The organism is Natronomonas gomsonensis (assembly GCF_024300825.1).
GTDB lineage: Archaea > Halobacteriota > Halobacteria > Halobacteriales > Haloarculaceae > Natronomonas > Natronomonas gomsonensis.
Window position 1 is genome coordinate 2,280,655 of sequence record NZ_CP101323.1, and the last position, 25,451, is coordinate 2,306,105.

At 65.1% G+C, this 25,451-nt stretch carries 25 protein-coding genes; 16 read left to right on the forward strand and 9 right to left on the reverse strand.

The window, feature by feature from the left end; all coding sequences use genetic code 11:
- Window positions 1–5 precede the first annotated feature (5 nt).
- Window positions 6–179, forward strand: coding sequence for an HVO_0416 family zinc finger protein (locus NMP98_RS12170; protein WP_254857959.1), 174 nt, complete (start codon window positions 6–8; stop codon window positions 177–179).
- A gap of 72 nt (window positions 180–251) precedes the next feature.
- Window positions 252–2,096 carry a UvrD-helicase domain-containing protein gene (locus tag NMP98_RS12175; protein WP_254857960.1) on the forward strand — a complete coding sequence of 615 codons (1,845 nt, stop codon included), beginning with the start codon at window positions 252–254 and terminating at the stop codon, window positions 2,094–2,096.
- 16 nt (window positions 2,097–2,112) lie between these two features.
- Here the strand turns inward: NMP98_RS12175 and NMP98_RS12180 are convergent, their stop codons facing one another.
- On the reverse strand, window positions 2,113–2,343 hold the full coding sequence (locus NMP98_RS12180) for a DUF7533 family protein (protein ID WP_254857961.1): 231 nt from the start codon (window positions 2,341–2,343) through the stop codon (window positions 2,113–2,115).
- Window positions 2,343–2,573, reverse strand: a complete 231-nt coding sequence (locus NMP98_RS12185; RefSeq protein WP_254857962.1) for a DUF7533 family protein — start codon at window positions 2,571–2,573, stop codon at window positions 2,343–2,345. Before NMP98_RS12185 ends, NMP98_RS12180 begins: the two co-directional genes overlap by 1 nt.
- A gap of 90 nt (window positions 2,574–2,663) precedes the next feature.
- On the opposite strand from NMP98_RS12185, the gene NMP98_RS12190 reads away from it, so the two are divergent.
- Window positions 2,664–3,254, forward strand: a complete 591-nt coding sequence (locus NMP98_RS12190; RefSeq protein ID WP_254857963.1) for a riboflavin synthase — start codon at window positions 2,664–2,666, stop codon at window positions 3,252–3,254.
- Between the two features lie 8 nt (window positions 3,255–3,262).
- Here NMP98_RS12190 and NMP98_RS12195 read toward each other — a convergent pair whose 3' ends face one another.
- Window positions 3,263–4,549, reverse strand: coding sequence for an MFS transporter (locus NMP98_RS12195; RefSeq protein WP_254857964.1), 1,287 nt, complete (start codon window positions 4,547–4,549; stop codon window positions 3,263–3,265).
- A 261-nt stretch (window positions 4,550–4,810) separates the two neighbouring features.
- On the opposite strand from NMP98_RS12195, the gene mdh reads away from it, so the two are divergent.
- Complete coding sequence (gene mdh, locus NMP98_RS12200) at window positions 4,811–5,725, forward strand: malate dehydrogenase (protein WP_254857965.1); 915 nt, start codon at window positions 4,811–4,813, stop codon at window positions 5,723–5,725.
- A 201-nt stretch (window positions 5,726–5,926) separates the two neighbouring features.
- Here the strand turns inward: mdh and NMP98_RS12205 are convergent, their stop codons facing one another.
- Window positions 5,927–6,169: a ferredoxin gene (locus tag NMP98_RS12205; protein WP_254857966.1), complete on the reverse strand. Its 243-nt coding sequence runs from the start codon at window positions 6,167–6,169 to the stop codon at window positions 5,927–5,929.
- Window positions 6,170–6,272: 103 nt separating this feature from the next.
- Between NMP98_RS12205 and NMP98_RS12210 the strand changes: the two genes are divergently transcribed.
- The 3 genes from NMP98_RS12210 (at window position 6,273) to NMP98_RS12220 (ending at window position 9,995) form a co-directional block, all read left to right on the forward strand.
- A complete protein-coding gene (locus tag NMP98_RS12210) occupies window positions 6,273–8,534 on the forward strand; it encodes an ATP-dependent DNA helicase (RefSeq protein WP_254857967.1) in 2,262 nt (753 codons plus the stop codon).
- On the forward strand, window positions 8,534–9,052 hold the full coding sequence (gene cgi121 / locus NMP98_RS12215) for a KEOPS complex subunit Cgi121 (RefSeq protein WP_254857968.1): 519 nt from the start codon (window positions 8,534–8,536) through the stop codon (window positions 9,050–9,052). Before NMP98_RS12210 ends, cgi121 begins: the two co-directional genes overlap by 1 nt.
- A gap of 85 nt (window positions 9,053–9,137) precedes the next feature.
- Window positions 9,138–9,995, forward strand: a complete 858-nt coding sequence (locus NMP98_RS12220; protein WP_254857969.1) for an alpha/beta fold hydrolase — start codon at window positions 9,138–9,140, stop codon at window positions 9,993–9,995.
- On the opposite strand, the gene NMP98_RS12225 is transcribed toward NMP98_RS12220, so the two are convergent.
- The gene (locus NMP98_RS12225) at window positions 9,992–10,585 is read right to left on the reverse strand and encodes a MaoC family dehydratase (RefSeq protein WP_254857970.1); all 594 of its coding nucleotides are present in this window, start codon (window positions 10,583–10,585) and stop codon (window positions 9,992–9,994) included. The two genes, NMP98_RS12220 and NMP98_RS12225, sit on opposite strands and share 4 nt — an antisense overlap.
- A gap of 138 nt (window positions 10,586–10,723) precedes the next feature.
- Here NMP98_RS12225 and NMP98_RS12230 point away from each other — a divergent pair, with 138 nt between their 5' ends.
- From NMP98_RS12230 to NMP98_RS12240, 3 genes are read left to right on the forward strand one after another with little or no spacing between them, the layout of a single operon-like run.
- On the forward strand, window positions 10,724–11,068 hold the full coding sequence (locus tag NMP98_RS12230; RefSeq protein WP_254857972.1) for an AbrB/MazE/SpoVT family DNA-binding domain-containing protein: 345 nt from the start codon (window positions 10,724–10,726) through the stop codon (window positions 11,066–11,068).
- Between the two features lie 51 nt (window positions 11,069–11,119).
- Complete coding sequence (locus NMP98_RS12235) at window positions 11,120–11,665, forward strand: poly(R)-hydroxyalkanoic acid synthase subunit PhaE (RefSeq protein ID WP_254857973.1); 546 nt, start codon at window positions 11,120–11,122, stop codon at window positions 11,663–11,665.
- Window positions 11,662–13,122 carry a class III poly(R)-hydroxyalkanoic acid synthase subunit PhaC gene (locus NMP98_RS12240; protein WP_254857975.1) on the forward strand — a complete coding sequence of 487 codons (1,461 nt, stop codon included), beginning with the start codon at window positions 11,662–11,664 and terminating at the stop codon, window positions 13,120–13,122. The genes NMP98_RS12235 and NMP98_RS12240 overlap by 4 nt, the downstream gene beginning before the upstream one ends.
- Before the next feature lie 34 nt (window positions 13,123–13,156).
- On the opposite strand, the gene NMP98_RS12245 is transcribed toward NMP98_RS12240, so the two are convergent.
- Window positions 13,157–13,972 carry a S26 family signal peptidase gene (locus NMP98_RS12245; protein ID WP_254857977.1) on the reverse strand — a complete coding sequence of 272 codons (816 nt, stop codon included), beginning with the start codon at window positions 13,970–13,972 and terminating at the stop codon, window positions 13,157–13,159.
- Between the two features lie 78 nt (window positions 13,973–14,050).
- On the opposite strand from NMP98_RS12245, the gene NMP98_RS12250 reads away from it, so the two are divergent.
- The 6 genes from NMP98_RS12250 to NMP98_RS12275 all read left to right on the forward strand — a co-directional run bounded on the left by NMP98_RS12250 (window position 14,051) and on the right by NMP98_RS12275 (window position 23,447).
- Window positions 14,051–15,736: a DNA-directed DNA polymerase II small subunit gene (locus NMP98_RS12250; protein ID WP_254857979.1), complete on the forward strand. Its 1,686-nt coding sequence runs from the start codon at window positions 14,051–14,053 to the stop codon at window positions 15,734–15,736.
- 181 nt (window positions 15,737–15,917) lie between these two features.
- Window positions 15,918–16,085: a DUF7556 family protein gene (locus NMP98_RS12255; protein ID WP_254857981.1), complete on the forward strand. Its 168-nt coding sequence runs from the start codon at window positions 15,918–15,920 to the stop codon at window positions 16,083–16,085.
- A gap of 117 nt (window positions 16,086–16,202) precedes the next feature.
- Window positions 16,203–16,625, forward strand: coding sequence for a PPC domain-containing DNA-binding protein (locus tag NMP98_RS12260; RefSeq protein ID WP_254857982.1), 423 nt, complete (start codon window positions 16,203–16,205; stop codon window positions 16,623–16,625).
- Complete coding sequence (locus NMP98_RS12265) at window positions 16,626–20,225, forward strand: DNA polymerase II large subunit (protein ID WP_254857983.1); 3,600 nt, start codon at window positions 16,626–16,628, stop codon at window positions 20,223–20,225.
- A gap of 39 nt (window positions 20,226–20,264) precedes the next feature.
- Complete coding sequence (locus NMP98_RS12270) at window positions 20,265–22,247, forward strand: helix-hairpin-helix domain-containing protein (protein WP_254857984.1); 1,983 nt, start codon at window positions 20,265–20,267, stop codon at window positions 22,245–22,247.
- A gap of 75 nt (window positions 22,248–22,322) precedes the next feature.
- A complete protein-coding gene (locus NMP98_RS12275) occupies window positions 22,323–23,447 on the forward strand; it encodes an ORC1-type DNA replication protein (RefSeq protein WP_254857985.1) in 1,125 nt (374 codons plus the stop codon).
- Window positions 23,448–23,485: 38 nt separating this feature from the next.
- Here the strand turns inward: NMP98_RS12275 and NMP98_RS12280 are convergent, their stop codons facing one another.
- The 3 genes from NMP98_RS12280 to NMP98_RS12290 are packed head-to-tail and all read right to left on the reverse strand — an operon-like array spanning window position 23,486 to window position 25,322.
- Window positions 23,486–24,256 carry a Zn-ribbon domain-containing protein gene (locus NMP98_RS12280; RefSeq protein ID WP_254857986.1) on the reverse strand — a complete coding sequence of 257 codons (771 nt, stop codon included), beginning with the start codon at window positions 24,254–24,256 and terminating at the stop codon, window positions 23,486–23,488.
- A gap of 18 nt (window positions 24,257–24,274) precedes the next feature.
- Window positions 24,275–24,676 carry a DUF2073 domain-containing protein gene (locus tag NMP98_RS12285; RefSeq protein WP_254857987.1) on the reverse strand — a complete coding sequence of 134 codons (402 nt, stop codon included), beginning with the start codon at window positions 24,674–24,676 and terminating at the stop codon, window positions 24,275–24,277.
- Between the two features lie 4 nt (window positions 24,677–24,680).
- A complete protein-coding gene (locus tag NMP98_RS12290) occupies window positions 24,681–25,322 on the reverse strand; it encodes an Era-like GTP-binding protein (RefSeq protein WP_156709057.1) in 642 nt (213 codons plus the stop codon).
- Window positions 25,323–25,451: the final 129 nt, after the last annotated feature.

Consider the following 25,451-nt stretch of genomic DNA (forward strand, 5'->3'; position numbering starts at 1 on the left):
CCCGTATGGCCACTTCGAACGACGAACTTTTCGACGAATTCCTCTCGGACCGTGGACACGAGACCGAAACCGACGCCCGGAGTTGGGAGCAGGACTATAACAAGAAACGCTGTCCCGACTGCGGGGGGCTTCACGGCCTCGACGCCGCTTCGTGTACCGTCTGCGGCTGGCAGCCCTGACGGCTCTTCTCGCCGTTTCCGTGTTCGTCTGAAGCCACGTCGCTTATACCGGAGCGTAGCGTTAGACGGGTAATGGCTGACTCCACCCACGTGACTCGACTCTTCGGTGGTCCCGGGAGTGGGAAGACCACGGCCCTGCTGGACCGCGTCGACGAGATGCTCGACGAGGGGGTCGCGGTCAACGACATTCTCGTCGTCTCCTACACCCGTGCGGCCGCCCAAGAGGTCCGTGAACGACTCGCCGAACGACTCGACTGTACGCCGAAGTCCCTGCGGGGGAACGTCTGTACGATGCACGCGAAGGCGTACGAGCTGCTGAACCTCTCACGGGGCGACGTGGTCGGCGAGAAGCACAAAGAAGCGTTCTGTGAGGAGTATGGACTGGATTTCGAAGACGAGTACAAGTCCTCGCGTCGGCGCTCGGCGCGGTCGACGACGCTCGGCAACAAGATTATTGCCACCTCCCAGTGGCTCCAGCGAACCGAACGCGACGTGGCCGACTGGTACGACGTCCCGTTCCAGTGGGACGAGGAGGAGGTCCGCCTCCCGCCGGAGGTCGACGACAACGCCCAGACGGGCAACAAGTACACCCCGACGTGGCCCTCTTCCGACGACCGCATCGACATTCCCGAGGCCATCCGGGGATGGCGCGCCTACAAGGGCGAGGAGGGCGTCGTCGGCTTCGCCGACATGCTCGAACGCGTCCAGCAGCGCTCGCTGTTGCCGAACGTCGAGCACCTCGTCATCGACGAGTTTCAGGACATCACGACGCTGCAGTACGGCGTCTACGAGGAGTGGAAACCGCACATGGAGAGCGTGTTAATCGCCGGTGACGACGACCAAGTCGTCTACGCGTGGCAGGGCGCCGACCCCAACCTCCTGTTGGACGAGGAGGTCGACGACGACATCGTCTTGCCGAACTCCTATCGACTCCCCTCGAAGATTCTCAACGTCGTCAACACCCAGATTAGCCACATCGAGAAGCGACAGGACAAGGACCTCAAGCCGCGCAAGCAGGGCGGGTCCGTCGAGGCCGTCCGGTCGCCGTCGATGCTGGACCTCGTCCGCAACGTCCGCGGCACCCTCGAACAGGACACCGAGGGCACCGTGATGGTGCTGTTCCGCGCGCGCTATCAGATGTTCCAGTTCATGGACGAGTTCATCGACGATGGCATGCCGTTTACGTCGTTGACCGACCAGCGGATGTGGACCGACCGCCTGCGCGATTACGTCGACGCCATCGAATCGCTCGATTCGGGCGAGGCCATCAACGGTCTGCAGGCCCAGCGACTCGGCGAGATGCTCGCCGACAGTGCCTTCGGCACCGGCGACCGCGACGACTACTTCGAGGCCTTCGACGCACTCGAAGAGGAGGCTGGCGTCGACGACCTCACCGAGATGACGGTCGACCCCGGCTTCGTCGACGACCACGCCCCCTTCGCCCCCGGTCCGGCCTCCGCCGCCGACATGCTCACCAAGGTGTCGAACTTCCAGGAGCGGTCGGTGAAGGCGTACTTCAACGGTGACTACCGCGGAATGGACCCCACCCGACTCCGCCTCGGAACCATCCACTCCGCGAAGGGCCGTGAGGCCGACCACGTCTTCGTCGCGACGGACCTCACCGAGAAAGTCGTCGAGCAGATGGCGGCCTCCGTCGAGGACCCCACGGACGTACCCGGCGTCACCGAGTTCACCAAACGGACGGACCCGGTGCCGACGCTGACGGACAACGAACGGCGCGTCTTCTACGTCGGGATGTCCCGCGCCCGCGAGCGTCTTGTCCTCCTAGAGAACCTCGTCGACGGCGCGCCGACGCTGCCCATCGATGTGCTGTTGCACAACGAGCCGGTCGAGATGACGCTGGCCGAACTCATCGAGGACGCACAGGAAGCCGGCGTCGAAGCAACGGCCGACTGACGCTCAGTCGAGGGCGTCACTCACCGCTGCGGATGTTTTTCAGCCGTTTCACCCGACCGACGGTCCGGTCCGCGAGTCGGAGGTAGACGTACTCGCTGACGACCACGAGACCGACGGCGGCCGCGAGGAAGAACGCTCCAATCACGTATCGGCCCTCGACGACGTTGAGAACGCCGACGAGCGCGACGGGGCCGGCGACGACGAGCGTCGCGATGAGTTGCAACGAGCGAACGATGCCGAACGCCATCAGTCGGTGTCCTCCTCGGGGTCGGCAGGGACCCGACCCAGCAGTTTGTCAGCGACGGTTCCCGAGAGACTCGGTCGGAAGTACATCCCGGCGACGAGCCCGACGGCGACGGCGAGAAAGCCGACACCGAGAGCCGTCCGGCCGCCAGCGAGGAACTCGGCACCGAGGAGGCCGATTGGCGCGGCCAGCGCCACCGTTCCGAACAGCCCGATGGTGTCGAGGAGGTTCATTACCGGCCGGTAGGCGGGAGACGCCCAAAAGCCCGCCGCCTCGCGGCCGGATTCCGAGACGCTTTCACACCCGCCAGCCCTAGCGGAGGTATGTTCACCGGCATCGTCGAGGAGACGGGCGAAGTCGTCGCAATCGAGGACGGTCCCGAGGGGCGTCGCATCCGCGTGTCGGCGTCGTTCCCTGCGGACCTCGAACACGGACAGAGCGTCGCCGTCAGCGGGGCGTGTCTCACGGTCGAAGACGCCGACACCGAGAGCTTCGAGCTGTTCTGCTCGGAGGAGACGCTCGACCGGACGTATCTAGACGAAATCGAGGTCGGCGATTCGCTCAATCTCGAACGTGCGCTGCCGGCCGACGGGCGCTTCGACGGCCACTTCGTCCAGGGCCACGTCGACGGCGTCGGCGAGGTGACCGAAATCGAGCAGTTGGGAGATGACTGGACGTTCGGGTTCTCGTTGCCCGAACACCTCGGTCGGTACGTCGTCGAGAAGGGCTCTATCTCCGTCGACGGGATTTCGCTCACGGTCGCGGACCTCCGGGACGACGAGTTCACCGTCGCCATCATCCCGGCGACCTACGAGTTGACGACGCTCGCCGAGAAGTCCGTCGGCGACCCCGTCCACCTCGAAGTCGACGTGGTCGCGAAGTACGTCGAGAGCCTGACCGAGGGGTACCGATAGCCGGCCCGTCAGGAGCGGCGGTGGAGTTCGAGTGCCGCGAGGAACGCGACGAGCGAAACGGCGGCCGCCAGCCCGAACGCCATCCGATAGCCGAACTCCGAGTAGACGCGGGCGCCGCCGATGGTGTCGCCGGTCCAGTAGGTGTCCAGCGCCAGCCCCATCAGCGTCGGGAGGACGGCCGCTCCGGTGAACGCCATCGTGTTGACCGTCCCCGTCGAGACACCGGAGGCGGCGGCGTCGTGACGTTCCTTGACGACTGCGTAGGTGAGCGCGTAACCGCCCGCGAGCGCCCCCGCGGCGAAGAAGACGACGGCGACGACGGCCATCGGCGGCCGACCGGTGACCGAGAGGACGGCGAAGGAAGCGGTGTAGAGGCCCATCCCGACGACGACGAGTCCAGTCCGGGAGCCGAGGCGGTCCGAAACCGCACCGATGGTCGGCGGACCGAGGAGCAACCCGGCGCTGCCGAGCAGCGTGAACGTCGAGGCGAACGTCACGCTCACGCCGTAGGTCTGGACGAGATACGGAATGCCCCACAGGCCGAAGACGGTGATGTTGATGCCCGTGCCGGCAAACAGCACGATTCCGCAAAGCCACGTTTCGGCCTCTGCGAGGACGCGCCGGGCGTTCGAGAGGACGGCACGGAGCGACGGCGCTCCGGGTGTTTCGGCGCCGGCCATCGGCTCGAACCCCGCATCCGATGGCGAGTCACGGGCGAGGAGATACGCCGTGGCCGCGAGCGCGAGACCGAGCACGGAGAGGCCGATGAGCGTCTCACGCCAGCCAGCGGTCGCGACCGCGACCGCGAGCGGCGTCGTCGCCAACACCCCACCGAACCCGGCGACGGCCAGCGTCAGCCCGCTCATGCGTGCGAACTCGGATGGGCGGAACCAGTTCGCACAGAACCGCAAGATAGCGATGAACAGGACGCTACCGCCGAATCCGATGAGTGCCCGGCCGGCGAAGGCCGCGACGTAGGAGTCGGCGAAGGCGAAGGCGAACCCTCCGAGGCTCATCACGACCGCCCCGACGGCCACCGTCCGGCGGGAACCGAGTCGGTCGGCGAAAACCCCCGCTGGCAACTGCATCGCCGCGTACACGTAGAAGAACGACGCGTGGAGCGTCCCGAGTTGTGTGCCGGTCACCGAGAACGCTCGCGTCAACTCGTCGGCCAACACGGCCGTCGAGAGCCGATAGACAGACACCAGGGCGTACGTCGCCGCGAGCGCGCCGAAGGCCAGCCAGCGGCGCCGCTCGGGGTCGGCCCACAGCCGTCGGAGGCGTCCGTCCGTCACTATCGGAAGTCGGAGGGTTCGGTTCAAAGACGTGTCGAACCGTCCGCGGGTTTGCCGTCGACCGGTCCGCTGCTGCTCGCGGCGCTGTACCGTCGGTTGTGACGGCGCGGTCGCAGTCGGCCTCGAATTCCGGTTCATCGAGGCGCTGGCTCGATGGCAGCGCGACGATGACGGGGACGGCAGCCGATTCATCGCGGAGTTGTCGAGAACTAGCAGGAAAGACAAGAGTTAATCGGCCCCCGCGCCCGTATACAGACGAGCATGACAAAGGTTAGCGTTATCGGAGCGGCAGGGACCGTCGGTGCCGCTGCGGGGTACAACATCGCGCTGCGCGACATCGTGGACGAACTGGTTTTCGTCGACATCCCGGACCAGCGGGAGACCACCATCGGGCAGGCCGCCGACACGAACCACGGCATCGCCTACGACTCCAACACGACCGTCGTACAGGGCGAGTACGAGGACACCGCGGGTTCGGACGTGGTCGTCATCACGGCGGGCATCCCGCGCCAGCCGGGGCAGACCCGGATCGACCTCGCGGGTGACAACGCCCCCATCATGGAGGACATCGGGTCGTCGCTCGACGAGTACAACGACGACTACGTCTCGATTACGACGTCGAACCCGGTTGACCTGCTGAACCGGCACCTCTACGAGACGGGCGACCGCGACCGCCACGAGGTCATCGGCTTCGGCGGCCGACTCGATTCGGCGCGGTTCCGCTACGTCCTCAGCGAACGCTTCGATGCGCCCGTCCAGAACGTCGAGGCAACCATCCTCGGCGAACACGGCGACGCACAGGTGCCCGTCTTCTCGAAGGTCCGCGTCGACGGCGAGGACCCCGAGTTCTCCGGCGACGAGAAGGAGGAGATTCTCGAAGACCTCCAGCAGTCGGCGATGGACGTCATCGAGCGGAAAGGCGCGACCCAGTGGGGTCCGGCGACGGGCGTCGCTCACATGGTCGAGGCAGTCCTCAACGACACCGGCGAGGTCCTGCCGGGGTCGCTCGCGTTGGACGGCGAGTTCGGCTACGACGACACCGCCTTCGGCGTCCCGGTCAAACTCGGTTCGAACGGCATCGAGGAGGTCGTCGAGTGGGACCTCGACGACTACGAAACCGAACTGATGGACGAGGCCGCCGAAAAACTCTCCGAACAGTACGATAAAATCGCCTAACGGTCGTCTTCAGGGCCACAGGGCCCGTATTCCTCGGGTAGCCGCTCACCGGTGAGCGACGCCCACTCACACAGTCGGTCGGACTCCCGCTGGTCGCTACGTGCGGTCATGGTACACCCTCACGTGGAGTGACTTCATCGACCGCCTTAATGGTTCGGGCGTACGTGTTCGGACCGGAACCGTTCGGGCGAACGTGTTCGGTCAGATTATCTGCTCGCCGTCGTCGTCGTACACCTCGATGGCGTCGACGGGGCAGGCCCGCGCCGCAAACTTCGCGTCGAGTTCGGCGTCCTCGGGGATTTCCCGCTCGAAGACGTCCGCCTCTACCTCCTCGGCGTCGGCCAGTACGGCTTTCCCCGCGTCTTCGTCCTTCTCGAAGGCGTCCCACTCGGCGACACACTGGAACATCCCGATGCAGGTGTCGCGGTCGTATCTGATTTTCATACCTGCGCTTCGGCCGAGGGCATCAAAGGCGTGACGGGAACGGAGGCCACCGGGATGGCGACGAAAAGTGGGTTTAAAAGCCGTGACGAACAATCGAGGGGTAATGGACGTTTCCGAGGTCTCCGGCGTGCCGCCGTGGTTCGCCGACCACCTCCGCGAGGAGGGCATCGAATCGCTGTATCCGCCACAGGCCGAGGCCGTCGAGGCGGGCGTCGCCGACGGCGAGAGCCTCGTCGCCTCCGTGCCGACGGCCAGCGGCAAGACGCTCATCGCGCAGTTGGCGATGCTGTCTGCGGTCTCCCGCGGCGGAAAGGCACTGTACATCGTGCCGTTGCGGGCGCTGGCCAGCGAGAAGCGCGAGGAGTTCGCCGCCTTCGAGCAGTTCGGCGTCTCCATCGGCGTCTCGACGGGGAACTACGAGGACGACGGCGAGTGGCTCGCAGAGAAGGACATCATCGTCGCCACAAGCGAGAAGGTCGACTCGCTGGTCCGGAACGGCGCGCCGTGGATAGGCGACCTCGACTGCGTCGTCGCCGACGAGGTGCATCTCGTCGACGACCCGAACCGGGGGCCGACGCTCGAAGTGACGCTTGCGAAACTCCGGCGGGTGAACCCGAACCTGCAGGTCGTCGCGCTGTCGGCGACGGTCGGCAACGCCGAGGCGATGGCCGAGTGGCTCGACGCCGCGTTGGTCGACTCGGAGTGGCGACCCATCGACCTTCGGAAGGGGGTCCACTACGGGCAGGCGCTGCATTTCGACGACGGCAGCCAACAGGAACTCCGGGTGAAATCCTCCGAGAAACCGACCGAAGCCATCGTCCGCGATACGCTCTCGGATGGGGGGTCGACGCTCGTCTTCGTCAACTCCAGACGGAACGCCGAGGGCGCCGCCAAACGGCTGGCGAACACGACGACGGGGTGGCTCGACGACGAAGAGAAAGCGCAACTCGCCGAGATAGCCGAGGAGTTACGCGGCGTCTCGGATACCGAAACCAGCGACGACCTCGCCGACTGCGTCGAGAAGGGCGCGGCGTTTCACCACGCTGGCTGTGCGAGCGAACACCGCTCGCTCGTCGAGGACGCCTTCCGCGAGCGACTCATCAAGGTGGTTTCGGCGACGCCGACGCTGGCGGCGGGCGTGAACACCCCCTCCCGGCGCGTGGTGGTCCGCGACTGGCGACGCTACTCCGGGGAGGCCGGCGGGATGCAGCCGCTGTCGGTGCTGGAGGTCCACCAGATGATGGGCCGGGCCGGCCGTCCCGGCAGGGACCCCTACGGCGAGGCGCTGTTGCTCGCGAACAGCCACGACGAACTCGACGAACTGTTCGAACGGTACGTGTGGGCCGACCCCGAGGCCGTCGAGTCGAAACTGGCCCGCGAGCCGTCGATGCGGACCCACCTGCTGGCGACGGTCGCCTCCGGGTTCGCCGACTCACGGGAGGCGCTTTTGGAGTTCCTCGACCAGACGCTGTATGCGACCCAGTACCGACAGGGCAGCGACGGCACCGACAACCTCGAACGGGTCGTCGATTCGACGCTAGAGTACCTGCGAGCGAACGACTTCATCGAGGACGACGGCGAACGGCTACAGGCGACGAACCTCGGCCACACCGTCTCGCGGCTGTATCTCGACCCGATGAGCGCCGCCGAAATCATCGATGGACTACAGGCGGCATCGAATCCCACGGCGTTGGGGCTGTTCCACCTCGTCTCCCGGACGCCCGACATGTACGAACTGTACCTCCGCTCGGGCGACCGCGAGGAGTACACGATGTTGGCCTACGAGCGCGAATCGGAGTTCTGTGGCAACCTTCCGAGCGAGTTCGAAGAGGAGCGCTTCGACGACTGGCTGTCGGCGCTGAAGACGGCCCGGATGCTCGAAGACTGGGCCGGCGAGGTCGACGAAGACGAGATAACCGAGCGCTACGGCGTCGGGCCGGGCGACATCCGCGGGAAAGTCGATACCGCCGAGTGGCTGCTCGGCGCGGCGGAGTCGCTGGCGAGCGAACTCGACCTCGCGACGGTGCCGGCGGTTCGGGAAGCGAGAAAACGCGTCCAACACGGCGTCGGCGAGGAACTCATCGACCTCGCGGGCGTCCGCGGTGTCGGCCGGAAGCGCGCTCGCCGTCTGTTCGACGCCGGCATCGAGACCCGCGCGGACCTCCGGGAGGCGGAGAAATCGGTCGTCCTCGGGGCGCTCCGCGGCCGGGAGAAAACCGCGGAAAACGTCCTCGAAGCGGCGGGCCATCAGTCGCCGTCGATGGACGGCGTTCGGCCGGACGAGGAGGCCCGCCCCGAAGCGGAACCGACCGATGCCGCAGGGAACGACGACGGCGAGGGGCAGTCGAGCCTCGGTGATTTCTGATGGAGGTAATCGAAGGGGTCGTCGAAGTCGGCACCGAGCGGTTCTCGGATGTCGGGGCGTTCGTCGATGCGCTTGGCGATGTTTCCGATGACAACGGCGTGACCGTCCAGGCCTTCGACGCCCGGTACGTCGTCTCCCGACGACACCTCGAACGGGCCGTCGAGTTGGCCGACCGCGAGCGCGACCGCGGCGAAGCCATCGCCCGCGACAGGAGCGTCGAGATACTGCTGTATGCGGCCGGCCGCCGCCAGATTAACCGGGCGCTGGAACTCGGCATCGGCGAGGGTGAGACGCCAGTCGTCGTCCTCGTGGACGACGAATCCGGCGACGCCGATGCGGAAGCGGCGGCCGCTGACGCGGTGGCCTCCTTCGTCGACCCGGCGGAGACGCTCGGACGCTACGAAGAAGACCGCGTGCGGGAGTTCTACGACATCGGCGCGGCCGAGTTGGACGCGACCGACGCCGGACTGGAAGCGCTGGTCCTCGAACGGGTCGCGCTGCTCGTCGTCGAGCGGTAAGACCGTCTTACTGTCAGTTATAAGCGTTCTATCCACGAAGTGCCGCGATGGACAACGGTATGCGTTTGGGGGCGACAGGATAGGTATGGAGTCGACGAGCGTCGCCTCACGACGGGTCCGGGTCGAGACGACCGACGGACGCGGCGGACGCGACGAGACGGACATGCGGTATCTGGTCTCCGGGACGGGCCCGCCCGTGGTGTTGCTCCACGGCATCGGTCTGGATTCGGCGACGGTTTCCTGGCGCCACCTGATTCCCGAGTTGGCGGCCGAGCGGACGGTGTACGCCCCCGACTTGCCCGGCCACGCCGAGAGCGGCCGGCCGAGCGTCCGCTATACGACCGGTTACTTCCGGAGCGTGCTCGAATCGTTCCTCGAGAAGCTCGGATTGGAGACAGCACCGCTTGTCGGCATCTCGATGGGCGGCTGTCTCGCGCTGGGTCACGCCCTCGACAACCCAGTCGAGCGGCTCGTGTTGGTCGACAGCTACGGGCTGGGAACGGATGCCCCGTGGCGGCCGGCAGCGACGGCGATGTTGGGCGTTCCCGGTGCATACTCCGGGTGGTGGGCGACCATCGGATCCAATCGAGCGACGGTTCGGAGTCACCTGGAAACGTTGACCGACGGCTCACCCACCGACAGCCACGTCGAGGACGTGTATCGGGCGGTACAGGACGCCGCTGTCGGCCGAACCGTCTCGAGTTGGCAGCGCAGCGAGTTCCGCTACGGTGGGTTGGAGACCTGTTATCTCGACCGACTCGACGAACTGACCGCCGAGACGCTGTTGGTTCACGGCACCGAGGACCCCCTGTTGCCGGCGTCGTGGTCCGAACGGGCGGCCGAGCGGACCGGCGCGTCGCTTGAGTTGATGGAGAACTGCGGTCACTGGCCCTCTCGGGAAGCCCCCGAGCGGTTCAACGAGACGGTCCGTGCGTTCCTCTAATCTTCGATGAGGACGACGGCTTCGCCGTCGATGACGAGGTCAGTGTCGGTTTCGACGGTGGTGCGGAGTCGGTAACGACCGCCGCCGAGGTCCTCGACGATTTCGACCTCGGCGGTGACGCGGTCGTCGATGCGAACGGGCGCGCGGAATTCGAGGTCCTGTGAGAGGTAGACGACGCCGCCCGGCAGACGGGCGAGTGCAGCGCTGATGAGTCCCGCCGCGAGCGTTCCGTGGACGATACGGCCGCTGAAGCGGGTGTCTTCAGCCCACTCCTCGTCGAGGTGGAGGGGGTTCGTGTCGCCCGATGCGAGGGCGAAGCGCTCTACGTCCTCCTCCGAGAGGGTCTTGCTGAAGCGGACAGCGTCCCCGACGGAGAGTTGACCGTCGACATCGAGTTGTGTCTCCCAGCCGGGGAGGTCACCCGCGGGTTCGACGCGACGTTCGGTCGCACTCTCGGCGTGGTCGCCGTCGGTGCCGGGAGCGGCGAAGGCATCCATCGCGGCCCGGTTGGCCTCCATGACGCTGTCGAACATCCTCGAAGACGTCTCGGTCCACACGTCGAACAGCGTCGGATACGAGCTGTTGCTCATCTTATGGCCTCTAGGGGATTGTCGTACTAAAGGGTACTGACCATATCGGCCGTGAATGACAACAAATGGTACTGATTGACTACGAGTGGTAATTCTCGGAATATTTATCGGGTAGAAACCCGTAGCGTCGGGTATCCGATGTCCGACGACAACAACTCCGTCACCTGGGGACCGAACCTTCTGAAGGCGGTTCAGGAGGTCTCCGAGCAAGCCACCAAACAGCAGCAGGAAGCGCTCCAGCAACTGCTCTCGCGGGCCGGTGCTGCTCCCGGTGCGGCCGGCGGCGCCGACTCCCCCGACCTCGGCGACATCTCCGAGCAGCTCGGAAAGATGACCCAGATGGGGACGTTCAAGACCCGCGTCCAGAGCGGCGGCCGTATCTCGATTCCCGACGCCGAACGGGAAGCCCTCGATATCGAAGAGGGCGACATCGTCCAGACAGTCGTCGTCCCAGTCAAGCGGAACCGCGACGACGACGAGTAGCTAGGCATTTCAAGCGACCGTCTTTTACCGGTAGCCTTCGTATATCGAGCTATGAGCGACAGTAGCGAGAACCCGAACCAGCAGTGGACGAAGCTCGTCGAGAACATGAACGACGCCGTCGCGGAGTCGATGGAGCAGAACATGAAGGCCTCCTCGGCGTTCATGGAATCGTGGAGCGACGCGATGGAGGAGTCGATGCCCGAACAGGGGGAGATGGCCGAGGCGATGGAGGGGTACAACGACGCCTACGAGGTGTGGCTCGACGCCGCCGAACAGATGTTTGAGCGGACGAATGACGCCGCCGAGGGCGAAGACGTCGCGATGTCGGAGTTCCGCGACATCTGGCTGCAGAGCGCCAACGAGGCGTTCAAGCAAGTGATGAGCACGTCGGCGTACGCCGCCGCCAACGGCCAACTCGTCAGCGCGATGATGGACCTCCAAGAGCAGACCGACGAGATTAGCGAGGATACCCTCGAACAACTCGGCATGCCGACCGGCTCGGACATCGAGGAGGTCGGCGAACGACTCGTCGAACTCGAACGCCGACAGCACCGCGTCGAAAAGAAACTCGACCGCGTCATCGAGGCACTCGAATGAGCTCGAACGACCCCTTCTCCTTTGCGTTGAACGCCCAACGGGAGTTCTTGGATTCGGCCGTCGAGGCCGCCGAGAAATCGACCGTCGCGGCCGACCAGATGGAGAAAATCGAGGACGTCGACGTGGGGCAGACGCCGAGTGAGGTCGTCTACACGGAGAACAAACTGGAGTTGCTCCACTACGAGTCGATGACCGACGAGCAACACAAGACGCCCATCCTCATCGTCTACGCGCTCATCAACAAGCCGTTCATCCTCGATTTACAGCCCGACCGCAGCGTCGTCCGGCGACTGCTGGAGGCGGGCCACGACGTGTACCTCGTCGACTGGAACGAGCCCTCGAAACTCGACCAGCACCTCACGCTGGACGACTACGTCAACCGCTACATCGACAACTGCGTCGACGTGGTCAGAGAGCGCTCCGGACAGGACAGCATCAACATCCTCGGCTACTGCATGGGCGGGACGATGACCGCGATGTACACCGCCCTCCACGGGGAGAAAGTCCGGACGCTGGGGCTGATGGCCGCCGGGCTCTGCTTCGACGACACCGGCGGCGTCCTCGAGTTGTGGGGCGACGACGAGTACTACGACCCACGTGATGTCGTCGACGTCTTCGGCAACGTCCCCGCGGAGATGCTCGACGTCGGCTTCGCGCTGATGGACCCCGTCGCCAACTACGTCTCGAAGTACGTCCGACTGTACGACAACATCGAGAACGACGACTTCGTCGAGAACTTCGCCCGGATGGAGCGGTGGCTCGGCGAGGGCATCGACCTCGCCGGCGAGGCGTACATCCAGTTCCTCGAGGACATCTACCAGGAGAACAAACTGTACAACAACGAACTGTACCTGAACGGGACACACGTCGACATCACCGACATCGACGTTCCCATCCTCCAGATAACCGGCGAGTACGACCACCTCATCCCCTCGGAGTCGAGCAAGCCGTTCAACGAGGTCGTCGGCAGCACGGACACCGAGGTCATCGAGTATCCGACCGGTCACATCGGACTCGCGGTGTCGGGGTCGAGTCACCGCGACGTCTGGCCCCGCGTCGCCGAGTGGTACATCGAGAAGTCCACCGACGACCCCGAACACCTCGATGAGGTCGAGACGGCCGTCGAGGAGGCGACCGACCAAATCGGCATCGAGGAAATCGACGTGGACGTCGAAACCGACGAGGAGGCAGTCGAAGCCGAAGCAGGTGCCATCGAGGAGGCCGTCGCCGAGGAGGCCGACGAGGAAATCGAGGCCGAAGCGGTCGACCCCGCCGGTACCGAGGGTTCGGACCTCGAAGAGCTCGAAGGAATCGGCCCGACGTACGCCGAGCGACTGCGAGAGGCCGGCATCCGAACCATCGCCGAACTCGCCGAGGCCGACGCCGAGGCCGTCGCCGAGGCCGCGGAAGTCGGGACTGCACGCGCAGAAGACTGGATTCAGCAGGCGACGAACTGATTCGGCGGCAACGAACCGATTCGTCAGCGACGGGCTACGCCGCGGTCGGTTGGCCGCCGCCGGCCGGTCGTGCCGGCGGGGCCGTCGGTTCCGGTGGCGTGGGCGGATTCGACGCCGCAACGGCGGTGTCCGCTGGCGCGGTCATCCCCGAGAACTGCAGACGGACATAACCGAGATACGGGATGCGGACCTCGGCCGTGCCGATTATCCACTCGGGTTTGACGACCGTCGAGACGCCCATTATCTGGTCGTAGTTGGGGTTGGCATCGCCCAGCGTGACGAATCCGGCGTGTGGGGCCGGACAGGTCCGGACCTGATTGCAGCTGACGGAGCCGCTGACCTGTGGGTCAGTCCGTTGGACCCAGTTCTCGCCGGCTTCGACCCACAGCATCGACCGGTGTATCACCGGCGTCTCCGTCGGGTCGCCGTTCGGCATGAACACGATTACGTCGCCGTATCCGTTGAACTCGGTGTGTCCCACCTCGCGTGCGGTCTCGGCCGGAATCACCCCCGTCGACTTCCCCTCGTGGACGGGCGCTTCCTCGGGGACGAACCGCTCGTTGTCGACGATGAACACGAGGTCGCCTTTCTCCATGTTGGGAACCATGCTGCCCGATTCGATGGCGACCATCGGTGGCCAGATGCCGCTGATGGCGAAGAGAATCAGGCCGATGGCCAGCACGGCCGCGACGCTCGTCACCACGTCCCGCATGTACAGAACGACCTCCTTGTCTGTCGTCCAGAACCACTTGAACCAGCCGACCACGCCGGATGGTCGTTCCTCCCTCGGGGCGTCGCCGGCGTCGGACGGTTCGTTCGGCGGACCGGAACCGTCCTCTCGGTCGGTCATTGCAACCCCGTAGCGGCCCGGTCCGTTTGAACGTTCTGGGTCCGCTACGCTTTTGCCCGCCGACAGCAACCTCCGTCTGTGCCAAACGAGGAACCGGCGCGTCTCGCCACCGAACTCGCCAGCCACGGCTACACCGCCGACCGCGAGGCGATTACGCTGCTCGCCCGCGCGGAGAACCCCGCGGAGGCGCTGTTGGTGGCTGTCGAGGCTACGCCCGACAACGCGCTGAAACTCTCGGCGGCCGACGTTCGTGACGCCCTCGACGGCACGCCACGCGCCCGCCGAGACCCGATTTCGGGAAGCGACGGGAACACGGCGGCCGAATCGACGGCGGCCGACGGCGTGACGGACACCACAGCGACCGACCCGGGTGAAGCGGCCACATCGGGGACCGCAGCGACTTCCGAAGCGTCGCCGACGCCGAAAACGGGAACTGAGCGGTCGGCGGAAGACCCCTCTGTTTCAACTGGAACTCGCCAGTCCGAATCGAGCGGTTCGGGAGGTGCGTCTCCAGTTGAAACGAAGGGGTCTTCGAGCGGGCGAGACACCGACCCTTCGCTGCGCTCGCTGGAAATCGGCAACGACATGACCGGCCACTCGACCGGAACCGGCGAGTACGAGGACTTCGTGGCGACGTTTCGGGACCGCTACGACCGGCTTTCGGGGAAACTGAAGGGTCGGGTCAACCACCGCAACGCGACGGCGCTGCAGGCAAGCCCCGGCGGTGGCGACGCCGGCATGGTCGGGATGGTCTCGGACGTCCGCTCGACCGCAAACGGCCACTGGATTATCGAGTTAGAGGACACGACGGGCGTGTTCCCCTGTCTCGTGATGAAGGACAAGGACATCGCCGCCCTCGTCGAGGAGTTGCTGTTCGACGAGGTCATCGCCGTCGACGGGACGCTCTCTGACGACGGGAGCATCATGTTCGTCGACAGCCTCCACTTCCCGGACGTCCCCCGGACGTACAAGCCATCGACGGCGGACCGCCACGTTCAGGCCGCGCTCATCAGCGACGTCCACGTCGGCAGCGAGGAGTTCATGGTCGACGCCTGGCAGCGGTTCACCTCGTGGCTCCACACCGAGGAGGCAGAGAACATCGAGTATCTGCTGTTGGCCGGTGATATGGTCGAGGGCGTCGGCGTCTACCCCGACCAAGACGACGAACTCGACATCGTCGACATCTTCGACCAGTACGAGGCGTTCTCGGAGCACCTCAAGGAAGTTCCCGGCGACATGGAAATCGTCATGATACCCGGCAACCACGACGCGGTCCGGCTCGCGGAGCCGCAACCCGGCTTCGACGAGGAGTTGCGCGACATCATGACGGCCCACGACGCCCGCATCGTCTCGAACCCGGCGATGGTCTCCGTCGAGGGTGTCTCGGTGTTGATGTATCACGGCGTCTCCTTAGACGAGGTCATCGCCGAACTCCCCGAGGAGAAGGCCAACTACGACGAACCGCACAAGGCGATGTACCAACTGCTGAAGAAACGCCACGTCGCCCCGCAGTTCGGCGGTCACACCCGACTGGCTCCCGAGGAGAAGGACTACCTCGTCATGGACGAGGTGCCAGACGTGTTCCACACCGGCCACGTCCACAAACTCGGGTGGGGGAAGTACCGGAACGTGCTGGCGGTGAACTCCGGCTGTTGGCAGGCCCAGACCGACTTCCAGAAGAGCGTCAACATCGACCCCGACGCCGGGTTCGCGCCGATTCTCGACCTCGATACGCTGGATATGACGGTGCGGAAGTTCACCTGAACCACTGTTGGGAGCATCCGCTACGTCTCACGACCACCCGATAGAGGGAATCGAGACTATAGTGACAAAAGCTAGCACATCTACAATTTCTATAAATTGTTAATAAATATCGCGGCAAACAACGGTGTGTGACGGTGTCACATCGTCACCCTTATGTACTCAGTGTCAGCTATGCACATGCATGGCACAGGACACGGCCACTCCGGAGACGGTTTCCGAATGCGAGGTCATGGCGTCCATCGACGGCGATGCGAGCGGCGAGCGGCTCATCATCGCAGAACTCTGCCGAGAGGAGGCGTATCTCGCCATGTCCACGGAAGCCACCGTCGACGTAGACGACTGGCGGTAACCGGGTGGTCTGGGGGGTTGGGTGAATCGCGGCCAATTACACAGCGGTCGCTTCGGTAGATGACGTGGTCGACGGCGGGAGAACAGCTTTTTGCTCCCCGCCGTCGTTGCCGTGGATATGGATTACCAGCGCGTCGAGGGCGACCGCGAGTACGTCGCTCGACTGGAACACGGACGGGACTGGCGCGAGCAAATCGAGGCCTTCGCCGACGAGGAGGAAATCGATTCGGCGTTCTTCTTCGGCCTCGGGGCGGTGCAGGACGCGACCGTCTACTTCTACGACCAGACCGAACAGGAGTACTATCCCGTCGAGTTCGACGAGCCGTTCGAGGTGACGACGGCGCTCGGAAACGTCTCGCATCTCGACGGCGAGCGCTTCGCCCACACCCACGTCACCCTCTCGCGGGAGGACGGCTCGATGGTCGGCGGCCACCTCGATTCGGCGACCACTTTCGCCGGCGAGTTGTACCTCCGGGAGTTCGACGCCCACCTCGAACGCGAACACGACGACGTGACCGACCTCGACCTCTGGCCGCTGTAGATGCGAGACGACGACGAAGCGTACTTCGAGCGGTTGGAGTCCGGCCTCGACGAGGCGATGGCACTCGCCCGGGAGGCCCGACAGCGCGGCGGCGACCCCACCGAGGACGTCGAAATCCCCATCGCCAAGGACATGGCCGACCGCGTCGAGAACATCCTCGGCATCGACGGCGTCGCAGAACGCGTCCGAGAGATGGAAGAGGATCCCGACCTCTCCCGGGAGGAGGCTGCCCTCGAACTCGCCGAGGACTTCGCCGATGGGAAAGTCGGTGACTACGACTCCCGTGCCGGGAAGGTCGAAGGCGCCGTCCGGACCGCGGTGGCGCTGTTGACCGAGGGCGTCGTCGCCGCACCCATCGAGGGCATCGACCGCGTCGAAATCCTCGACAACGACGACGGCACGGAGTTCATCAACGTCTACTACGCCGGACCGATTCGCTCCGCGGGCGGGACCGCACAGGCACTGTCGGTGCTGGTAGCGGACTACACGCGGACGCTCATCGGCATCGAGGAGTTCAAACCCCGCGACGAGGAGGTCGAACGCTACGCCGAGGAGTTGGCGCTGTACGACAACGAAACCGGCCTGCAGTACAGTCCGAAGGACGCCGAGACGAAGTTCATCGCCCGGAACATGCCCATCATGCTCGACGGGGAGGCGACGGGCGACGAGGAGGTCTCGGGCTTCCGGGATTTGGAGCGGGTCGACACCAACAACGCCCGCGGTGGGATGTGTCTCGTCTTGGGGGAGGGTATCGCCCAGAAGGCACCGAAGATTCAGCGATACACCTCCCAACTGGAGGAGGTCGACTGGCCGTGGCTTCAGGACCTCATCGACGGGACCTACAAGAAAGACAACGGGGAGAGCGGCGACGCCGAGACGGACGACGACAGCGACGAAGGGGCCACAGAGGAGTCCGAGGACGCCGAACCCGAGGAAGACGCCGAATCCGAGGGCCACGACGGCCCGCCGCGTCCGGAGCCCTCGACGAAGTTCCTCCGGGACCTCATCGCCGGCCGGCCCGTCTTCGGCCACCCCTCCGAAGAGGGTGGCTTCCGACTCCGCTACGGTCGCTCGCGGAACCACGGCTTCGCGACCGCAGGCGTCCATCCGGCGACGATGCATCTCGTCGACGACTTCCTCGCGACCGGCACCCAAATCAAGACCGAACGCCCGGGGAAAGCCGCCGGCGTCATCCCCGTCGACAGCATCGAGGGGCCGACGGTCAAACTCGCCAACGGCGACGTTCGCCGCATCGACGACCCAGCAGAGGCCTTGGAGATACGCAACGGCGTCGAGGCCATCCTCGATTTGGGCGAGTACCTCGTCAACTACGGCGAGTTCGTCGAGAACAACCACCCACTCGCCCCGGCTTCCTACACGCCGGAGTGGTGGAAACACGACCTCGCGGCCGCCGGCGCCGACGTACAGGCCCTGGAGGACTCCCCGCGCGTGGACCTCGAACATCCCGAAACCGAACGGGTCCTCGAGTGGGTCGACGAGTACGACGCCCCGCTTCACCCCGAACACACACCCCTCTGGCACGACCTCGATATCGAGCGGTTCGAGGCGCTGGCCGAGGCGGCCAGCGACGGCCACTGGGCTGAATCCGACGGCGCCGCCGTCGCACCGAGCGAATCGACCACGGCCGCCAACCGCACGCTCGTCCTCCCGCGAACCGAGCCCGTCCGGGAGGCGCTGGAGGTCCTCATCGTCGAACACACCCAAGGCGAGGAGACGCTGACGGTCCCCGACGCCGTGCCGCTGGTGCGTTCGCTCGGCCTCACCGACGACCTCGAACGGACGTGGGAGTCGGGCGAGCTGTCGTCAGCCGCTCGAAACTACGACGGCGGCGAAAACGCGGTGAAGGCCGTCAACGAGGTCGCACCCTTCGAGATACAGGAGCGAGCGCCGACACGCATCGGCTGTCGGATGGGTCGCCCCGAGAAATCCGAGAAGCGAGACCTCTCGCCGGCGGTTCACACCCTGTTTCCCATCGGCGAGGCCGGCGGTTCCCAGCGCGACATCGCCGCCGCCGGCAAACACGCCGAGACAATGCAGGACACCCCAGGGATGGTCGAGGTGCAGGTCGGACGGCGGAACTGCCCCGATTGTGGCACCGAGACTCACCGCGCTCGCTGTCCCGACTGCAACGCCGTCACCGACCCCCACTACGTCTGCTACGACTGCGATATCGACGTCGAACCGGACGAGGCCGGCCGGGCTATCTGTCCGCGCTGTGAGCGGGAGGCCGACGCCGTCCAGACGAAGACCATCGACGTCAACGACGAGTACCGAACGGCGCTGTCGAACGTCAAAGAACGGGAAAACGCCTTCGACGTGCTGAAAGGCGTCAAGGGACTCACCTCCAAACACAAGGTCCCCGAACCCATCGAGAAGGGCGTCCTTCGGGCGAAGAACGGCGTCTCGTCGTTCAAGGACGGCACCGTCCGCTACGACATGACCGACCTCCCCGTCACGTCGGTCCGGGCGTCGGAACTCGACGTGACCGTCGGCCAACTGCAGGCGCTGGGCTACGAGGAGGACATCCACGGCCAACCGCTGACCCACGAGGACCAACTGGTCGAGTTGCGGGTTCAGGACGTGGTGCTCTCCAATGGCGCCGCCGAACACATGATTCGGACCGCCGACTTCGTCGACGACCTGCTGGAGCAGTACTACGGCCTCGACCGCTTCTACGAACTCGAGGACCGCGACGACCTCGTCGGCGAGTTGGTGTTCGGGATGGCACCCCACACCTCAGCCGCAGTTGTCGGAAGAGTGATTGGTTTCACCTCGGCGGCGGTCGGATACGCTCATCCGTACTTTCACGCCGCGAAGCGTCGGAACTGTGACGGTGACGAAGACTGCGTCATGCTCCTCATGGACGGACTTCTCAACTTCTCGAAGTCTTTTCTCCCGAACCAGCGCGGAGGGCGGATGGACGCGCCGCTGGTCATGTCCTCGCGCATCGACCCCGCCGAAATCGACGACGAGGCCCACAACATGGACATCGCCTCGTCGTACCCGCGGGAGTTCTACGAGGCGACGCGTGAGATGGCCGACCCCGGCGAGGTCGAGGACCTCGTCCAAATCGGCGAGGACACGCTCGGAACCGACGACCAGTACCGCGGGTTCGAACACACCCACGACACGACCGACATCGCGCTCGGGCCGGACCTCTCGGCGTACAAGACGCTGGGCGACATGATGGAGAAGATGAACGCCCAACTGGAACTGTCGCGAAAACTCCGGTCGGTCGACGAGACCGACGTGGCCGAGCGGGTCATCGAGTACCACTTCCTTCCGGACATCATCGGCAATCTGCGGGCCTTCTCCAGACAGGAGACGCGGTGTCTCGACTGCGGGGAGAAGTTCCGTCGGATGCCGCTGACCGGCGACTGCCGGGAGTGTGGCGGCCGGGTGAACCTCACCGTCCATCAGGGGTCGGTGAACAAGTACATCGACACCGCGATTCAGGTCGCCGAGGAGTACGGCTGTCGGGAGTACACGAAACAGCGGTTGCAGATTCTCGACCGCTCGCTGGAGTCCATCTTCGAAGACGACACCAACAAACAGAGCGGGATTGCGGATTTCATGTGACGCGACCTTTTTGCCCCATGCCGGCACAGTAGGGGGTAGATGGAACGCGAGGAGTTGGAGACGATTCCGGGGGTCGGCGCGAAAACCGCCGAGCGCTTGACCGAGCTCGACGACCCCGAAGCCGCGCTCGCGGCAGGCGACGTGGCGACGCTGGCGAGGGCACCCGGCATCAGCGACGGGCGGGCGGCCCGCATCGCTCGCGCCGCGATTCGGGACCGACACGGCGACGACGGCGACTTCCTCGCGACCGCGCGTGCACGCGAAATTTACGAGGACGCACTCGGATTGCTCCAAGAGCGTGCGGTCACCCACTACGCCGAGAAGCGGTTGGAGACGCTGTATCCAAGCGCTTCGGAGTCGCGCATCGAGGAGGTTCGGGCATTCGCGAGCGAGGCCGTCGAACGCGAACCGACGCCGGAGGTCCGCGAGGCGTTGGAGGGCGTCGAACCGCTCGAAGCACCACGAGACGTTCGAGTACGGGACCGGTGTCTGGCGACGAACGACGCCGAAACCTACTCCGAAGCGCGGGAGGCCGTCCCCGAGATGAGCGTCGAGTTGGTCGAAGACGCCCGCGGCATCGCCGATTTGGCGCGGGGGTACTCGACGGTCGTCGTTCTCGATGCGGGGTTCACCGGCGTCGAGGTCGACGGCGACGTTCGAGTCGAACCGAACGCATTGGAGGACCCCGTGAGCGTCGTCCCCGAGCGGACGCTGGCCTTTTTCGCCCGCAATCGAGACCGACTGCGGGCCGCTGCCGCCGTTCATCGAGCCGCGGGCATCGACGCACCCTGTGACATCGAGACGCTGGACGAGGCGCTGTCGCGGCTCAACGAGGACGGAACCGTCGCCGGCGATGACGACCTCGAAGCCCTCGAAGACGCGGTTTCGGACCTCGACGCTGCCGTTTCGATGGCCGAAGGCGTCGCCAACGACCACCTCCGGGAGGCCATCGAGGAACGCGACGTGACAATCGAGGGGACAGACTTGCTGTCGTTGGTCGAGCGCGGCGCGGGCGTCGACTCGCTTCTCGAACGGGAGTTAGCCGACGAGTTCGCAGCAGCGGTCGAGGCGGCGCGGGACCGCTTCGTCGACACGCTGGGGGTCGAGGACTACGAATCGCTGGCGCGGCAGGCCTTCGGCGAGGAGCCGACGTTTCCCGTCGAACACGACGAACGCGTCGTCGAGCGGTTGCGCGAGGAGTTGACCGCCGAGCGCGACCGACGGGCCGCGCGGTTGAAGCGGGACCTCGCCGACGACCTCGGCGAGATGCGCGACCCCGCCGAGGAACTCGTCGACGCGGCGCTCGAACTCGACGTCGAACTCGCAATCGCCCGGTTCGCCGAGGACTTCGACTGTGTGTTTCCGACGTTCGAAGGCCGGGGATTCGAAATCGAAGGGGGTCGGTCACCGCTGCTCGACGTGGGCTTCGAGGCGGTCGAACCGGTCGATTACGGCGTCGGGGGCGTCGCATTGCTCTCGGGCGTCAACAGCGGCGGGAAGACGTCGACGCTGGATTTGGTGGCCTTGGTCGTCGTCTTGGGACAGATGGGCCTGCCCGTACCCGCCGAGAACGTCCGACTGGAGCGCTTCGAGGCGCTGCACTATCAGGCGAAGACACAGGGAACGCTGGATGCGGGTGCCTTCGAGTCGACCCTCCGGGAGTTCGGGTCGCTGGTCGCCGGTGAGCGGACCCGCCTCGTGTTGGTCGACGAGTTGGAATCGATAACCGAACCCGGGGCGAGCGCCGTCATCATCGCGGGCATCCTGGAGGCGCTGACCGAGAGCGATTCCACCGCGGTGTTCGTCTCCCACCTCGCAGGCGAGATACGGGAGGCCGCCGCTGTCGACGTGACCGTCGACGGAATCGAGGCCCTCGGCCTCGAAGACGGCGAACTGCAGGTGAACCGTTCGCCGGTCAAAGACCACCTCGCCCGGTCGACGCCGGAGCTCATCGTCGAGAAGTTGGCCGAAGAGGGCACCGACGACGTGTTCTACCGCGATTTGCTGGAGAAGTTCGACTGAGGCGGGCGAAGTCCCAGCCGAGGCCCACCCGCTCCCCCGAAGGCTTAACACCTGCCGCAGCGTGGTGAAAGTGAAATGGCGGACGACGACATGCTGTCGTGGGACGAGTCGGTGTTCCGCGACGAGCACGTCCTCGAACTGGATTACCTCCCGGAGGCGTTCTTACACCGCGACGAGCAGATGGAGACGCTGAAGTACGCCCTCCGGCCGGCGGTTCGCGGCTCTCGACCGCTGAACGTGATGGCTCGCGGGCCGCCCGGAACCGGCAAGACGACGGCCGTCCAGAAACTGTTCGACGAACTCACGAGCGTCAGCGACATCGAAGTCGTCCGTGTGAACTGTCAGGTCGACTCGACGCGGTACGCCGTGTTTTCGCGGCTGTTCGAGGGACTGTTCGACTACGAGCCGCCGACCTCCGGCATCTCGTTTAAGAAACTGTTCGGACAGATTACCGACCACCTCGTCGAGGAAGACGAGGTCCTCATCGTCGCGCTGGACGACGTGAACTACCTCTTCTACGAGGACGAGGCCTCCGATACGCTGTACTCGCTGCTGCGAGCCCACGAGGCACACTCCGGGGCGAAAATCGGCGTCATCGTCGTCTCATCGGACCTCGATTTGGACGTCATCGAGGAACTCGACGGCCGGGTACAGTCGGTGTTTCGCCCCGAGGAGGTGTACTTCTCGGCGTACGGCGAGCGCGAAATCGTCGACATCCTCAGAGAGCGCGTCGAACGCGGCTTCCGAGAGGGCGTCGTGGGGACGCGAGTCTTGGACCGAGTCGCCGAACACACCGCCGACAGCGGCGGTGACCTCCGGGTCGGTATCGACCTGCTCCGACGGGCCGGCCTGAACGCCGAGATGCGCGGGTCGACGGAAGTGAGCGTCGACGACGTCGACGACGCCTACGAGAAGGCCAAGTACGTCCATCTTTCCCGGCATCTTCGCGGCCTCTCGGAATCCGAAGCCGCCCTCGTCAGAGTGCTCGCGGAACACGACGGGCAACGCGCCGGCGATGTCTACGAGGCGTTCAGCGAGACGACCGACCTCGGCTACACTCGCTACTCCGAAATCATCAACAAACTCGACCAACTCGGCCTCATCGATGCCGAGTACACGAACGTCGAGGGGCGAGGACGTTCGCGGGCGCTGTCGTTGTCGTACGATTCCGACGCGATTCTCGACCGACTGGAAGAGTAGGAAGCGGGACTAATTCCAAAAGTGAGAAGCGTTCCGGTTCAGCGGTCGCCCGGTTCGTCGCCCATCCACTGCTCCGGCACCTGAATGACGTAGCGGCCGTTCTCCTGGAGGGCGATGATGTACTCCTCGCGGTCGTACAGTTCCATGAGATTGAGTTCGTACTGGCCGGGTTCGACGATTTTGATTGATTCGAACTGGTCGTTCAGTTGCTCGCGAAGTTCGGTGAGGTCGGGGTCGTCGCCGGACGGTTCGCTGACGACCCGGCCCTCGGCTTCGGGTTCGACGTCCGCCAACCCCCCGTCGTCGGTGTCGTCGTCGCGCTCCGATTCGGAGAGTTCAGTCGAGGAGACGACATCGGACCGGGCGCTGGCCTGTGCGAGGTCCTCGTCGTCGGTCTCCCGCTGTTTGCGGCGGGCGTCCGCGTCGATGATTTCGCCGTCCGACTCGGTCGTCGAGGAAGCGTTCGACTCCGGCGTCGAGGAGGCGTCCGTCCCCGAACTCGAAGCCTCGGCTTCGCTCGGCCACTTGGCGTTCGGGTCGGGGGATTCCGCTGGGGATTCAGGCGTCGTGGAGACGAAATCCCGAACTTTCGTCGTCGCGCGACCGACCGTTTCGGCGACCGAAGAGTCCGGCGTCTCCGGTGGGTCCGGCGGCTCTTCACGCGAAGGCGTCTCCTCGGGATGCTCCGGAACCGGCTCACCTTCCGGATGGAACTGGAACTTGTTGCCGCCACACTCCGGACAGCCCGACAGCATCTCCTTGGAGCCGTCGGCGAACGTGTGGCCGCATCCGGTACACTGGTGTGGCATAGGGTGGTGGTTCGCGCGTTACGTGCGCGTGATGAGGGTACTGATGAGGGTCTCGTCTTTGTGCAGTGTCTCGATGCGGTTCGCCGGACCGATGACGGTCAGTTTGTTCGGCTCGTCTTTCCCCATGAGGCGGCCGAGAAATCCGCTGTCGCCGCCGTCACCGCCCGGATACGTTTCGATTTCGATGCCGGTGAAGCCGTCGGGGTTGATTTCCGACATCGTCACCTCGATGAGTTTCGACTCCTCTTCGGGTTCCAGCCCTTCCTCGAGGATGACGATGTTGCCGTCGTGGACGCCGTCGAGGATGAGGCGAATCTTCTCCATCGTCCGCATGTCCTGCATCCGCTCGGCGCTTATCATGTCGATTTGGATGCCGTCACCCAGTCCCTCGCCGTCGTCGTCGGTGGTTATCTCGGGCATGGTGTCACCCGAAGTACTCCGCTATTTTGTCGTACACTTCGTCCATGTTGTCACCCTCCAGCGCCGACAGCGGAACCGTCTCGTGTTGGGGGAACGCGTTGCTGATTCGCTGAACGCTTGCCTCTTCGAGGTCGATTTTGTTCGCGAAAATCAACACCGGCAGGTCCTGGCTCTCGATGATGCCGATGAGCATCGTGTTCACCTGCGTGAACGGGTCCTCAGTGGCGTCGAGGACGTAGATGACGCCGTCGACGTCTTCCCGAAGCCAGTGCATGGCCTCGGCGACCCCTTCGGTCGCCTCACGGGAGCGACGGACGGCGTCGTCCTTCTCGATGTCGTGTTCGAGGAACTCCTTGTAGTCGACTTTCGTCGTGACGCCGGGTGTGTCCACCACGTCGATGGTGACGGACTTGCCGTTTCGCTTGATTTCCACGTTCTCCTTGCGCCGTGCGCGTCGCGTTTCGTGGGGAACGTGGCTCTCGGGACCGATGGCGTCGCCGGTCCAGTCGCGAGCGATACGATTGGCGAGCGTCGTCTTGCCCGCGTTCGGAGGGCCGTAAATGCCGATTCGCTTCGGCTCGCTGCCCGCAAACAGGCTCGACGTCGCCCGGGAAATACTCGATTTGAGTTCGGTTAACAGTCCCATCTCATCCTCCCGCGGCCCCGATTTCGACTCGAAATCGGAGTCGCTCTGCACGTACTACCATACCGCATTCACTTAACTGTGTGTCAGACACACGTAACGGAACGGACAGAACCTCTGGCGTTTCCAGCG